The organism is Microcystis sp. M090S1 (genome assembly GCF_020246295.1).
Taxonomy (GTDB): Bacteria; Cyanobacteriota; Cyanobacteriia; order Cyanobacteriales; family Microcystaceae; genus Microcystis; species Microcystis aeruginosa.
The window spans coordinates 1-12,800 of the sequence record NZ_JADBTF010000395.1 but is presented as its reverse complement, the minus strand read 5'-3'; the positions used below and the strand labels follow the sequence as shown (position 1 = coordinate 12,800).

Annotated in this window: 15 protein-coding genes; 4 read left to right on the top strand and 11 right to left on the bottom strand. The window is 43.2% G+C overall.

What is annotated here, in order from left to right:
• Positions 1-125: 125 nt before the first annotated feature.
• The 6 genes from uvrC to rfbC form a co-directional block, all read right to left on the bottom strand.
• A complete protein-coding gene (uvrC, locus tag IM477_RS17590; protein ID WP_287732843.1) occupies positions 126-2,003 on the bottom strand; it encodes an excinuclease ABC subunit UvrC in 1,878 nt (625 codons plus the stop codon).
• An 82-nt stretch (positions 2,004-2,085) separates the two neighbouring features.
• Complete coding sequence (locus IM477_RS17585) at positions 2,086-2,346, bottom strand: hypothetical protein (RefSeq protein ID WP_002797442.1); 261 nt, start codon at positions 2,344-2,346, stop codon at positions 2,086-2,088.
• Between the two features lie 79 nt (positions 2,347-2,425).
• Complete coding sequence (leuB, locus tag IM477_RS17580; protein ID WP_287732842.1) at positions 2,426-3,511, bottom strand: 3-isopropylmalate dehydrogenase; 1,086 nt, start codon at positions 3,509-3,511, stop codon at positions 2,426-2,428.
• 270 nt (positions 3,512-3,781) lie between these two features.
• Positions 3,782-4,855, bottom strand: a complete 1,074-nt coding sequence (locus tag IM477_RS17575) for a glucose-1-phosphate thymidylyltransferase (protein ID WP_287732841.1) — start codon at positions 4,853-4,855, stop codon at positions 3,782-3,784.
• Between the two features lie 4 nt (positions 4,856-4,859).
• Positions 4,860-5,735 (bottom strand): dTDP-4-dehydrorhamnose reductase, encoded by an 876-nt coding sequence (gene rfbD, locus IM477_RS17570; RefSeq protein ID WP_287732840.1) that lies wholly within the window; start codon positions 5,733-5,735, stop codon positions 4,860-4,862.
• Positions 5,736-5,740: 5 nt separating this feature from the next.
• Positions 5,741-6,286, bottom strand: coding sequence for a dTDP-4-dehydrorhamnose 3,5-epimerase (rfbC, locus tag IM477_RS17565; protein ID WP_287732839.1), 546 nt, complete (start codon positions 6,284-6,286; stop codon positions 5,741-5,743).
• 133 nt (positions 6,287-6,419) lie between these two features.
• Between rfbC and bioB the strand changes: the two genes are divergently transcribed.
• Genes bioB through lspA form a run of 3 tightly spaced genes read left to right on the top strand, consistent with a single transcriptional unit; the run spans position 6,420 to position 8,615 of the window.
• Positions 6,420-7,514: a biotin synthase BioB gene (gene bioB / locus IM477_RS17560; RefSeq protein ID WP_287732838.1), complete on the top strand. Its 1,095-nt coding sequence runs from the start codon at positions 6,420-6,422 to the stop codon at positions 7,512-7,514.
• Complete coding sequence (locus tag IM477_RS17555; protein WP_287732837.1) at positions 7,486-8,136, top strand: biotin transporter BioY; 651 nt, start codon at positions 7,486-7,488, stop codon at positions 8,134-8,136. Before bioB ends, IM477_RS17555 begins: the two co-directional genes overlap by 29 nt.
• An 11-nt stretch (positions 8,137-8,147) precedes the next feature.
• Positions 8,148-8,615: a signal peptidase II gene (gene lspA / locus IM477_RS17550; RefSeq protein WP_287732844.1), complete on the top strand. Its 468-nt coding sequence runs from the start codon at positions 8,148-8,150 to the stop codon at positions 8,613-8,615.
• 282 nt (positions 8,616-8,897) lie between these two features.
• Here the strand turns inward: lspA and IM477_RS17545 are convergent, their stop codons facing one another.
• The 5 genes from IM477_RS17545 to IM477_RS17525 all read right to left on the bottom strand — a co-directional run bounded on the left by IM477_RS17545 (position 8,898) and on the right by IM477_RS17525 (position 12,072).
• Positions 8,898-9,110, bottom strand: a complete 213-nt coding sequence (locus IM477_RS17545) for a type II toxin-antitoxin system HicB family antitoxin (RefSeq protein ID WP_002776225.1) — start codon at positions 9,108-9,110, stop codon at positions 8,898-8,900.
• Complete coding sequence (locus IM477_RS17540) at positions 9,094-9,360, bottom strand: type II toxin-antitoxin system HicA family toxin (protein ID WP_002797432.1); 267 nt, start codon at positions 9,358-9,360, stop codon at positions 9,094-9,096. The genes IM477_RS17545 and IM477_RS17540 overlap by 17 nt, the downstream gene beginning before the upstream one ends.
• 148 nt (positions 9,361-9,508) lie before the next feature.
• Positions 9,509-9,955: an HNH endonuclease gene (locus IM477_RS17535; protein ID WP_002797431.1), complete on the bottom strand. Its 447-nt coding sequence runs from the start codon at positions 9,953-9,955 to the stop codon at positions 9,509-9,511.
• A complete protein-coding gene (locus IM477_RS17530) occupies positions 9,952-10,194 on the bottom strand; it encodes a hypothetical protein (RefSeq protein WP_002767156.1) in 243 nt (80 codons plus the stop codon). The genes IM477_RS17535 and IM477_RS17530 overlap by 4 nt, the downstream gene beginning before the upstream one ends.
• An 84-nt stretch (positions 10,195-10,278) precedes the next feature.
• Positions 10,279-12,072, bottom strand: coding sequence for a fatty acyl-AMP ligase (locus tag IM477_RS17525; RefSeq protein WP_287732836.1), 1,794 nt, complete (start codon positions 12,070-12,072; stop codon positions 10,279-10,281).
• Between the two features lie 333 nt (positions 12,073-12,405).
• Here IM477_RS17525 and IM477_RS17520 point away from each other — a divergent pair.
• The coding region (locus tag IM477_RS17520) for a Uma2 family endonuclease (protein ID WP_287732835.1) at positions 12,406-12,800 on the top strand (395 nt) is incomplete at its 3' end.

The following is a 12,800-nucleotide window of genomic DNA, read 5'->3' as shown; positions in this document are numbered from 1 at the left end:
TCCCCCCATAGAACCCCCTTGAGCCATCTTGCACACTTTTCTCTTTTTGTCAAATTTTATGTTAAGAAAGATGTGACTAATGGATAGCTTGATAAGGGGGGTGTCTGACAACTTTTAACGCCTACCTACCTAGGATGAAAATAATTATAAATTTCCTTAGCTAATTGTTCCCCAATTCCTGTCACCTGTTGCAATTGTTCTAGGGAAGCTTCGCGAATATAATCCAGAGAATGAAAATGAGCTAATAACTCTTTTTGTCGCTTAAAACCTAACCCCGGTATCTCATCCAAACGGGAACGGCGACTTTTTTGCATCCTTTGTTGTCGGTGAAAGCTAACAGCAAAGCGGTGCGCTTCATCCCTGACTCGACGCAATAATTGCACTCCGGGTTGTTCCTTATCTGTCTCTAAAGGAGAGGATTCTCCTGGTAAAAAAATCTCCTCTCTCTGTTTAGCTAAACTAACAACTTTTACCTGTTCTAATAAATTCATCTCCCCTAAAACTGTCACCACTGCCGATAATTGTCCTTTTCCCCCATCAATCATGACCAAATCGGGAAAATCATCACTTTCGGCAATATTATCGGGATTTTCGGCATAACGACGGAAACGCCGGCGAATTACCTCTGCTAAACTGGCAAAATCATCGGAATGGCCGATTTTAACCTCGGGATTTTTGATTTTATAGTGACGATAATGTTGATTAGCGGCCACCCCATCGATAAACACCACTCCCGACGCGACTGCATTAGAACCCTGAATATGAGAAATATCATAACCCTCGATGCGGTGGGGTAGTGCCGGTAAATCGAGAATTACCGCTAAATCCTGCAAAGACTGTAAATCCCGGTCGGCGCTTCTTTTCGTCTTTTCTAACTCATAAAGAGCGTTTTTCTCGACCATAGCTAATAAATCCGCTTTACTTTGCCGTTGGGGGACAGTTAACTCGACTTTGCGACCTTTTTTTTCCCTTAACCACCCCGCTAACACCTCACCTTCCGGTAATTCGCAGGGTAACAGGATTTCGCTGGGAATTTCCACCCCTTCCACCGATAAATAATGTTCTTCTAGGACTTTTTGCAGGATTTCTCCCTCGTTTGCTGACTGACTATCGGCAAAAAATCCCAAACGTGCCACCAAACGACCAGAACGCACTTGGAATAATTGTATGCAACAATGCTGCTCGTCTTTAGCTAAAGCGATCGCGTCCCGGGATACGGTATCATCAGGTAAAGAGACTTTTTGATCGGTATTAAGGGCCTGTAATCCGCGAATTTGATCCCTAATCGTGGCCGCTTGTTCAAAATCTAGGTTTTCCGACGCTGCGAGCATCTTTGTCGCTAATTTGTCTAATAATTCCCCCGTCCTTCCCTGAAAAATCATCGCTACTTTCTGCAAGGTTTCTCGATAATCTTGGGGACTGATTAATTTTTGACAAACCCCCGGACAACGACCGATATCATAATTTAAACAGGGACGGTCTTTAAAAAGAGGTTGGGGACGTTGACGCAGGGGAAAAGTGCGTTTAATTAGGTGTAAAGTGTGCCGCAGCAGCCTAGTATCGACGTAGGGACCATAATAACGGTCTTTTTGGTTATTTATCCTACGTTTGCGGGTGATAAAAATGCGCGGGTAGGTTTCCGACCAAGTAATACAAATGTATGGATATTTTTTATCGTCCTTGAGGAGAGTATTAAAATGGGGCTGATGTTGTTTAATTAGATTAGCTTCCAGGGCCAAGGATTCTGCTTCCGTGTCGGTGACGATAAATTCAATTTCTGTCACCTGTCGTACCATCAAAGCAATGCGGGGACTGAGGGGTTGACTGGGACGAAAATAGGAACGGACTCTAGACCGGAGTTTTTTGGATTTACCGATGTAGAGAATTTCGCCATTTTGGTCGCGCAGGAAGTACACCCCCGGTTCGAGGGGAATTTCCTGAAGACGATTTTCTAGGCGATCGAGGTCTTGGATTAGGCTAGAGTTAAGATTATTCCCGAACATCCTTCTATATTAGACAAAAAAACTACGCCAGTGGGTATTAGCTGACGTTTGGCAAGATATTCAGGGCAAATCTTCACAAAAATTAATAGGCTTCCGATTCGATTTGCTTAATCGGGACGAAACATTCCCCGGGGAGAAGAATCGGTTTATTGTTAAAAATTAATTGGCCCCGATGATTGTTGCGGTTAATAGCGACACCAAAAGGACGTTTACTAACTCTGCTATTGAGGGTACAGTAGATGCGATAAATGCGTCTGGCCGCCCGTAAGACAGTAGGATCTAACAAAATTGGGATTTCCATATCGACACGTTGTTGTTCGGTTTTCTCGGATAGGGCTACCATATCACTCGTCTCCCCACGATTAAATTGACATATTTATTAAATCAATGGTATATGACGATTTCCGATTATGCCACTTTTGTTAGGATTCTAAAACTTTTAGGATGGCCTGGCCCATAGCTTGGCATCCCACTAAGGTCATACCTTCCGAGAAAATATCTCCGGTACGATAACCGAACTCTAAGACTTTTTCTACGGCTTTTTCCAGCGATGCTGCCGCTAAAGGCTGATTTAGCCCATATTTTAACATCATAGCAGCGCTGAGAATCTGGGCGATCGGATTGGCTTTATCTTGGCCGGCGATATCTGGGGCCGAACCGTGGACGGGTTCAAAAACTCCCACCCCAGCAGTCCCTAAACTAGCGGAGGGTAACATTCCGATACTACCGGTTAACATGGCCGCTTCATCGGAGAGAATATCACCGAATAAATTGCCCGTGACGATAGTATCAAATTGCTTGGGGGCCCGGACTAACTGCATGGCTGCGTTATCGACGTAGAGATGGGAAAGTTCCACATCGGGATAATTAGCGGCCATTTTCGTCATCCGGTCGCGCCAGAGTTGGGAAACATCGAGAACATTAGCTTTATCGACGGAACAGAGTTTATTGCCGCGTTTTTGGGCAATTTCAAAGGCTACCTTAGCGATGCGGTCCACCTCCGATTCCAAGTAAACCATGGTATTTACACCGCATTTTTCTCCCGTTTCTGTCTCAAAAATCCCCTTCGGTTGACCGAAATAGACACCCCCGGTCAATTCCCGGACGACCATGATATCCACTCCCTCGATAATCTCCCGTTTGAGACTAGAAGCGTCGATTAATTGCGGAAAAATGGTGGCAGGACGCAAATTAGCAAAAAGACCTAAGCCAGATCTTAAGCCTAATAATCCCGTTTCTGGCCTTTGCTGCCGGGGCAAATTATCCCATTTATAACCCCCGATAGCGGCCAGGAGAACAGCATCACTATTTTTACAGGCGCTCAGGGTTGCTTCGGGGAGGGGACTGCCGGTTTCATCAATGGCTGCCCCTCCAATTAAAGCGGTTTGGAAGTCAAACTGGAGGTCAAATTTTTTACCGATGACTTTCAGTATCTCTACGGTGACAGCGAGGATTTCCGGCCCGATGCCATCGCCGGGTAGTAGGGTAATGCGATACTGTTGCGTCATAGTTCTAGAACGGTAAAATAGGTCAGACTCTTGATTGTAACATAGTTAGGGTTGGCTGAATAAATCTAAAAACCTTGTTGGATAAGGCTTTTAGACTTTTTTCCCCTCAAAAAGTGCCAGCGATTGGAGTGATTGGGGGGAAAATTCAGGTACTTTTTCCCTGAAAATTAGGTAATTGAACCTCTGAAAATCGGTAAAATCCTACACCCTACACCCAGGAAAAACTTTTTGCCGCAAACCCTAATTAAAGGGGTAGTTAATCCCCATTAACTACACTAATTCTACATGGGAATCATCCCCGATCATAAAGCGTAAAGCTTTTGGACGTTGGGGGGCAATTTCTAATTTTGCCCGTCGTCCGATCACACTATCAACTATGCGCTGATGAATGCCAATAATCCTGGCATCTTTGAGAATAACACTGTGTTCTATGTCGGCATCGATTAATTTTACTCCATTAGCCACACTACTATAGGGACCGATAAAACAATTCTCAATGTGACAATTTTCTCCAATAATGACAGGACCGCGAATGGTACTATTAATAATTTTACTACCCTGACCAATTTGTACCCGTCCGATCACCTGACTATTAGCATCAATTTCTCCCTGCAAAGCGATTTCTAGACTGGTATCAAGGATAATCCGATTTGCTTCTAATAAATCATCTTTTTTACCCGTATCTAACCACCAACCCAGTAGTTTATTGGCTTCTACTGCTTTATTTTGATTGATTAATTCTTGGATAGCATCGGTAATTTCTAACTCACCCCGGCCCGAAGGTTGAATAGATGCGATCGCTTGATGAATGGTGGGGGCAAAAAAATAAATCCCTACCAAAGCTAAATTTGAGGGGGGGTCTTTGGGTTTTTCGACTAAGTATAAAACTTTGCCAGTTTCATCTACTTTTGCCACCCCAAAAGCACTAGGATTAGACACTTTTCGCAGGAGAATTAAAGCATCAAGGGACTGTTTTTGGAAAGAGTCTAAAAAGGGCGATAAATCATCCTCAATTAGGTTATCACCCAAGTACATAATAAAGGGGGAATCTGCTAGGAAAGATTGGGCAGTTTTGACCGCGTGAGCTAATCCAGCTGGTTGTTCTTGGCGAATATAAGTTATCTTAGCCCCAAACTGTTCACCACTGCCCGTGGTCTGACGAATTTCTTCCCCGGTTTCGGGACTGATAATAATGCCAATATCGGTAATTCCTGCGGCGACAATTGACTCGATTCCATACCATAAAATTGGTTTATTGGCAACGGGAACTAACTGTTTTGCTCCAGTATAGGTTAGGGGACGTAACCTCGTACCTTTACCACCAGATAAAATTAGTGCTTTCATAGTTTTAAAGATTAAATAGTTGGTTGAGCATAGCTTTGAGAGAATCCCGCCAATAGGGAGGAATATAACCCAATTGTTGCGAGATTTTTTGACCGGAAAGAACCGAATAGGCTGGACGCACTGCTGGGGTAGGATATTCAGCAGTAGTAATGGGAATTACTCTCTGAATTTTTAAGGGAATACCGCTTATTTTTGCCTCCTCAAAAATCGCTTTAGTTAAATCAAACCAACTGGCAACACCGCTATTAGTAAAATTATAGATTCCTGCGGGATTATCGACATTAATTAAAAGCTGAGTAATGGCCGTGGCGATATCTTTGGCCCAAGTGGGACTTCCCACCTGATCGACAACTACTTTTAACTCCTCTCTTTCCTTGCCTAATCTCAGCATGGTTTTGACAAAATTACTTTTGCCATAACTGCCGTAAACCCAAGCAGTACGCAGGATAATTGCCTGAGAATTAACAGTTTTAATCTCCTCTTCTCCCCTTAACTTTGATTGTCCATAAACCCCTAAAGGATTAGTTAGATCGGTTTCTAGATAGGGGGTATTTTTTCGACCATCAAACACATAATCGGTGGAAATATGGAGAAATTTAGCTTGAATTTTCTCGGCAGATTCCGCCATGATTTTCGGGGCTGTAGCATTGATAGAATAGGCTAATTCTGGCTCGGTTTCGGCTTTATCCACTGCCGTATAAGCGGCGGCATTAACCAGATAATCGGGGTGAATTTCCCTAATTAACTGGCCGATTTTTTCCGAGTTAGTTAAATCTAGTTCTTCTCGACCGATACTAATAACTTCGCCCAAGAATGGTAAAGTTACTTGTAACTCTTGTCCCACTTGACCTTTAGCACCAATTAGTAAAACTTTTTTCATTGTCTTTAGGGGAAAACTTCCACGGATTTAAAGGGTTGTCCAGCTTGGTCTTTAAGGGAGAGAATCGGCGGAGTCTCTAGAGGCCAGTCAATCCCTAAATCGGCATCATTCCATAAAATGGTTTTTTCGTATTGGGGATAATAATAATTAGTGGTTTTGTAGAGAAATTCGGCTCGATCGGAGAGGACTAGAAAACCATGGGCAAAACCTTCCGGGACCCAGAAAATACGTTTATTTTCCGCACTTAAAACACAGCCTACCCATTGCCCAAAAGTGGGGGAACTTTTACGCGCATCCACTGCCACATCAAAAACACTACCGTTCACTACTCGCACCAGTTTACCCTGGGGATTGGGGATTTGATAGTGTAATCCTCGCAGGACATTTTTTAAGGACATAGAGTGATTATCCTGGACAAAAGTGGTATTAACCCCAGTTTTTTCTCGAAAATCTTTCTGATTAAAACTCTCCAAGAAAAAACCTCGATCGTCTCCGTAAACTTGCGGTTCAATGATTAAAACATCAGGAATTTCCGTGGGAATAACTTTCATAAAATCGGAGACAAGATAACTTTTGCGGGTAGTCTAGCACAAAAGGGTATTTTTTTCTAAATTTTTTGATTAATCTTTCCTCGGTAACTGAATAATGATAAGATGAGCCTAACTTAGTCAGAGCATAAACGACGTGGTACAAGTCTCTACACACACCGCTACTCAATCTATCCCCGTGGAGGGAGAAGCCTTAAAAAACTGGTTACAGACTAGGGCTAATCAGATTATCGCCGGCGATCGACTCAGTCAGCAAGAGGCCCTAGCTTTAACTGCGATCGAAGGTCAGGAAAATATTTTCAGCTTATGTGAGGCTGCCGATCGCATTCGTCAGGCCTGTTGTGGTAATACGGTGGATTTATGTAGCATTATCAACATAAAATCGGGAAGTTGTTCGGAAAATTGCAGTTTTTGTTCCCAATCCGTCCACCATCCCGGACAAGATTCGCCTATCTACGGTTTAAAAAGTCGCGAGGAAATTGTCAGCCATGCGAAAGCAGCAGCCGACGCGGGGGCCAAACGCTTCTGTTTAGTTAGTCAAGGCCGGGGATTAAAGTATAATAGCCCCAAATACAAGGAATTCGAGGAAATACTGGCCACAGTTCAAGAAATCATCGAAACGGCCAAGATTAAACCCTGTTGCGCCCTCGGAGAGTTAACCCTTGCCCAAGCGCAAGCCTTAAAAGAAGCCGGAGTTACCCGTTATAATCACAATCTGGAGGCTTCCGAGAATTTTTATCCTAACGTGGTCTCCACCCACAGTTGGCAGGATCGGGTAGAAACGGTTAAAAACCTGAAAGCGGCGGGAATTCAGGCTTGTACGGGCGGAATTATCGGTATGGGCGAAAGTTGGACCGATCGTATCGATTTAGCTTTTTCTCTGGCGGAATTAGAAGTGGAATCAGTGCCGATTAACCTATTAAACCCCAGAAGTGGCACCCCTCTAGGTCATTTACCCAAACTAGACCCCTTTACTGCCCTAAAAGCGATCGCTATTTTCCGGTTTATCTTACCTCAACAAATCCTCCGTTATGCCGGGGGACGAGAGGCAGTCATGGGAGAATTGCAAAATCTGGGGCTAAAATCGGGAATTAATGCTATGCTGATTGGACATTATTTGACCACTCTAGGACAACCCCCCCAACAGGATCAGGCGATGTTGGCTGATCTTAGTTTAATAGGAGGAGAAGCCCCCATCCCCGGTGAATACCAACCCCAACAGGCAACCTAAATCACGTCGAGGACGAGAATCTCCGCCGCGGCGCACTTCCGTATCGGTTCCCAATGAGTTACTCTGGGCTTTGATTGGTTTGTTGCTGACAATTTTTAGTACATTTGTTCCAGTAAGTCTGGCTAGTTGGTCGGCTACGGGTCTATCTTCGCAAAAACTGGGCATAACTTACCAAATTGGGGCAGTATTGTTAACGGGCTGTCTGGGGGGCAAAAATGCCGGGCTTCTTGCCCAGGTGGCCTATATTTTTCTCGGTTTAACTTGGTTGCCCGTGTTTGCCCAGGGTGGGGGAATGGGTTATCTGAAAGAAGCCAGTTTTGGCTATATTTTAGGCTTTATGCCGGGGGCCTGGCTGTGTGGTTGGCTGGCTTTTCGCTGGCGCGCCAAGATAGAAACCCTGGCTTTAAGTGCTTTTGCCGGTTTGTTAGTTATTCATCTGTGCGGTTTATTATATATGCTGGGATTGTCGATTTTTCAGCCCCAAGCCAGTCAAATCACCTTTCCCGATAGTTTGCCCACCCTATTTATGAATTATTCAGTCTGGCCATTTTTAGGGCAGTTAGTAGTAATTTGTGTGGTGGTAATTATTGCCTTTTTCTTCCGTAAATTATTATTTTATTGATGCCACAGCCAATGTTAAAAAAGAATCGCTGGTTTTGGATAGTGGCGGTGATTGGTCTAATTTTAGACCAAGTAACTAAGTATATAACCGTGCAGAGTTTTGAGCAAATTGGTGATACTTTCCCGATTATTCCGGGGGTTTTTCATTTCACCCATGTGATTAATACCGGGGCGGCTTTTAGTGTTTTTCGGGGCGGTGTTGGTTGGCTAAAATGGCTATCCTTATTAGTTAGTTTGGGATTAATGGCTTTTGCTTACTTTGGACCGCATTTAAGCCGTTGGGAACAATTAGCCTACGGTTTTATTTTAGCAGGGGCTTTCGGCAATGGCATCGATCGCTTTTTGTTTGGTTATGTGGTGGATTTTCTCGATTTTAGATTGATTAATTTTCCTGTTTTTAATCTGGCTGATGTCTTTATTAATATCGGGATTATTTGCCTATTAATTTCTACCTTTCCCCACAAGTCAAGGGTCCCGTAGGGGCGAAGCATTCGGGCGATAACCTATCGCTGAAACCGTAGATTTCCTATCCGAATGCTTCGCCCTTACTTTTTCTGTTCAAAAAAATTGGGGATTTAGTATTATATTCCTGGAGTCCTGATAATTTAAATATTTTGGAAATCTAGATAATTCCTGTTGAGTACCAATCATAATAAATCCGTTGAGTATAAGCTACATATCAGCAGAGACACTCATGCAAAAGGGGGAATAAATAATCAGTTTTTCATAACTGGATTTAGTATTACATATTCCTGTGCTTGTTCAAGCAAATAATAAACGTCCTTTAGGTTCAGGAATTTCTCGGCCTAATTCCTGTGCTGTTTCAATCCATTGTTGAATAATGATTTCAGCATTTTGCACAGCTTCTTGATAAGTTTCTCCATCAGCCATACATCCTGCAAGTTCTGGAACTTCAACGATAAATAGTTGATCCTCATTACTCCAGTAAATAATCAGTTCATAACGAATTTTCATCTTGATATCCTAACTTATATTTTAAAATCAGACTACGAATTTGCTTAACTTGATAGACTTTGGCTTTTCCTTGTTTGGGTTGCAGATTTAAAATTTCTTCAACTCCTTCTTTGGTAAAAATATGATGACTTCCTCCTATTCGTTGATCAAATCCTAATTTCCTCAGTAGTTGACAAAGTTGCTCGAAGGGAATGTTAGCATCAGAATTACCTAAAAGAATTTTAATCAATAATTTATCCTGTTTACTCATACATCCGATAAGTAGGGAGGCACAATTATTTGTAGGATTGGTTAGCGGTAGCGTAACCTATGCGGGTGTTGGGTTTCATGCTTCAACCCAACCTACGTTCTGGAAAAAAACTTAATTGAAGCTCATTTACCTAGATAAAAATAAGCTATTATTCCTGTTTTTTATCGGTGCTGGGTGGATGCCAACCTCCCCGGATCCATAATCGACGAACTTTAACGATAAAACCTTCATTATGATTGTCATCATTTAAGTCCAAACGTTCAATAGTTGCCCTAGCGATGGGAGTGAGTCCCACTATTTTTAAAGCATCTGGTGTCCAGATAAAATGTTCTTGCCAATGCTGTTGGCGCGGATTGAATATTTCTACCTCTTGTTCTGTTTTCGGATCAATTGCCTTGATAAAATTGTAGCGATATCTGTTACATCTTTGGCAAGCTAAAGCTAAGTTTGCCAATTCATCTTTGCCTCCTAAAGATTTGGGCTGAATGTGATCTACTTCAAATAGTGCGGCACTAATTTCTTCTGGAGAATGACAGTATTCACACAGATAGTTGGCTCTTGCTCGGACTTGTAATCGAGTGGTGATACTAATCATTTAGATTCAGCAACTATTCGCGCATTTAACAGCGTGAAAATCTCGTTTAACTCTAAAATACCGGCCAATTCTGCGGTTTCTTGAGAATTAAGTTGGGAATTTTTTTCTAGTTCCCGTAGTTCCTCCAATCGACACTGCAATTCCTCGGTGAATTTAAAAAGATAATTTTCCCTTACTGGCGATAGCTTAATTCCTTTTTCAATCCAGGAAGAGGGCTTGACCATCAGTTGAGTTAACATCACTTTCTCCCTAACTTTAATCCTTAACCTAATCCTAACACGATTATTTATCCTCGATCGGGTGAGCAATGCCCACCCGAAAAACTATGCTTCTGTTTCAGAATTAGAGCGATCGAATTTACTAACTAACTGAGGATTTTCTGACCAAGCATCGATAATACTAATATTGCCATTGAGAAAATTCTGTTTAATAGCGCGGCGTTGAATTTTGCCACTGGCAGTTTTGAGAATTGTTCCCGATTTAGCCAGAACAATCGCATGGGTCATAATTTCGTGTTCTTCGGCGATTTCTTGACGGATATCGGCGATTAATTTGGCCGTATCTAATTCGCCGCTGCGACGTTCTAATTCCTGGACAATAACTAACTGTTCTTCCCCATTATCTTCAATGGAAAAAGCCGCACCATAATCGGGACGAAAAACCTCATTAAGATGCTGTACTGACCATTCTAAATCTTGGGGATAATGATTACTGCCACGGACAATAATTAAATCCTTAATCCGTCCCGTGATATGTAATTCCCCATCGAGAAGAAAACCTAAATCTCCGGTGCGTAAAAACGGTCCTTCTCCTGTATCAGTAAGATAAGCTTGAAAAGTCTCTTTGGTTGCGTCTTCCCGTTGCCAATATCCAGCGGCCATACTGGGGTCACTGGCCCAAATTTCGCCCACTTCATCGGCTGCACAAAGGGTGAAAGTATCGGGATTAACCATAGCTATACGGGTATCACAGACGCGACGACCACAACTGGGGACGTATCTAACTCCAGTGGTTCGATCGGAGCCTACAGGGACAATTTTACCGCGTTCGTAGGCGGTTGCATCCAAAGCGGTGATAATTGGGGTGGTTCCCTTGGGTTTATTGGAAATCAAGAGGGTATATTCAGCTAATCCGTAGGCAGGGGCGAAAGTTTGCCAAGAAAAGCCGTAATCTGCAAAAGTATCGACAAATTTGGCCATGACCTTCGGATTAATCGGTTCGGCGGCATTTCCCGCGGCCTGCCAACTGCTCAGGTCTAATTCCGCTAAATCGGCAGCTTTAATCCTGCGAGTACAAAGATCATAGGCGAAGTTGGGGGCCTGACTATGAGTAACTTTGTACTTAGTAATATTTTTTAACCACTGCATCGGACGCTTAATAAAAGCAAAGGGAGACATGAGATAGCAGGGTGTACCGTTGTAGAGGGGGACGGTGATACCTTCGACTAACCCGTAATCGTGAAAATAGGGCATCCAAGTTAGGGTAACGCTATCCGGTTCGTAACCACAAGCTTTTTGCAAGTAACCGCAATGGTGCATCAGATTAAAATGACTTAGCATCACTCCTTTGGGGATATTAGTCGAACCGGAGGTATATTGCAGATAAGCAAGCGCCGATTTATCCACCTGGGGATCTTGCCATTGGTCCGCCAGGGAAATATCAATGCTTTCGGTAGTAATCCACTTCATTTGGTCGAATTCTGGAAATTCTTCCTTAACACCTTCAATAAGAGTCAGAATACTTTCGGTAACTAGGGCAAAGGTGGCATTAGCATCCTTGACAATTGCCCGTAAACGGGGCAAAGTGCGCTTAAGTCGTCCCGATTCCGGTGGGGGGACGGGAATGGCAATCACTCCCGCGTAGAGACAACCACAAAAAGCGGCCACTACTTCTAAACTTTGAGGATAGAGTAATAGGGCGCGTTCCCCTTGGGCCTGGTATTTTTGCAAATAGGCGGCGATTGCTCTTGCTTGGCGATCGAGTTCACTGTAGGTTAAAGGTGGGGTTTCTTTTTTACCATCGATAAGAAAAGTGTAGGCATGGCCCTCTGGTTGTGCCGTGGCGCGGTAACGTAAGAGTTCTACTAGGGTTGTGGGTTGAATTAGGGTTTCAGTCATCGTTGTTATCGGGCTTATTGGGGGCCATTGTATAGAAGTTTTAACATATTTGGCGATGGCGCTAGGATAAAGTGCCGAAGGCGATCGGTCAAGGTGTAGGATTAAGTAGCTGGTTATAATTAAATTAAAAATGGATTTTAGGTTCGATCCCCCCTAGCCCCCCTTGATAAGGGGGGAAGCCGAAGGCGGGGGGATCCCCCTTGATAAGGGGGGTGTCTGATAATTTTTAACGCCTACCTACTTAAGTTATTGGCTAAAATCCCACCCCGCCCTATCTCTGCAATTGTGGTAAAAAGCTATAATTAATCAATCCTAAAATACCGGGAAAAAGTCATGACAGCCCTAGACATTATCCCAGAAGTTACCTGTCCCCCCACAGATTTATGGAGTGATGAACCACCATTGGAAAGTGATCTACACCTGCAACAGATCATCATTCTCCTTAGTTGTCTAGAATTATTATGGCGCGAGAGGAGTGATTACTACGCTTCGGGAAATCTAACCATCTACTACAACGAGGAACAACTAAAAAAGCGCGATTTCTGTGGTCCCGATTTTTTTGTGGTTTTAGATACCGAAAAGCGTCCCCGCAAAAGTTGGGTGGTTTGGGGAGAACAGGGTAAATATCCAGATGTAATTGTCGAGATTCTCTCCGATTCTACGGCCAATATTGACCGCAATAACAAGAAAATTCTCTATCAGAATACCTTTCGCACTCCTAATTATTT

What these genes read in the sequence shown, in the direction of transcription:
- leuB (WP_287732842.1), bottom strand. Translation starts at nt 3,511, where the DNA reads ATGACGCAACAGTATCGCATTACCCTACTACCCGGCGATGGCATCGGG.
- lspA (WP_287732844.1), top strand. Translation starts at nt 8,148, where the DNA reads ATGTTAAAAAAGAATCGCTGGTTTTGGATAGTGGCGGTGATTGGTCTA.
- IM477_RS17545 (WP_002776225.1), bottom strand. Translation starts at nt 9,110, where the DNA reads ATGAAAATTCGTTATGAACTGATTATTTACTGGAGTAATGAGGATCAA.
- IM477_RS17585 (WP_002797442.1), bottom strand. Translation starts at nt 2,346, where the DNA reads ATGGTAGCCCTATCCGAGAAAACCGAACAACAACGTGTCGATATGGAA.
- IM477_RS17530 (WP_002767156.1), bottom strand. Translation starts at nt 10,194, where the DNA reads ATGTTAACTCAACTGATGGTCAAGCCCTCTTCCTGGATTGAAAAAGGA.
- IM477_RS17540 (WP_002797432.1), bottom strand. Translation starts at nt 9,360, where the DNA reads ATGAGTAAACAGGATAAATTATTGATTAAAATTCTTTTAGGTAATTCT.
- rfbD (WP_287732840.1), bottom strand. Translation starts at nt 5,735, where the DNA reads ATGAAAAAAGTTTTACTAATTGGTGCTAAAGGTCAAGTGGGACAAGAG.
- IM477_RS17575 (WP_287732841.1), bottom strand. Translation starts at nt 4,855, where the DNA reads ATGAAAGCACTAATTTTATCTGGTGGTAAAGGTACGAGGTTACGTCCC.
- IM477_RS17525 (WP_287732836.1), bottom strand. Translation starts at nt 12,072, where the DNA reads ATGACTGAAACCCTAATTCAACCCACAACCCTAGTAGAACTCTTACGT.
- rfbC (WP_287732839.1), bottom strand. Translation starts at nt 6,286, where the DNA reads ATGAAAGTTATTCCCACGGAAATTCCTGATGTTTTAATCATTGAACCG.
- uvrC (WP_287732843.1), bottom strand. Translation starts at nt 2,003, where the DNA reads ATGTTCGGGAATAATCTTAACTCTAGCCTAATCCAAGACCTCGATCGC.
- IM477_RS17535 (WP_002797431.1), bottom strand. Translation starts at nt 9,955, where the DNA reads ATGATTAGTATCACCACTCGATTACAAGTCCGAGCAAGAGCCAACTAT.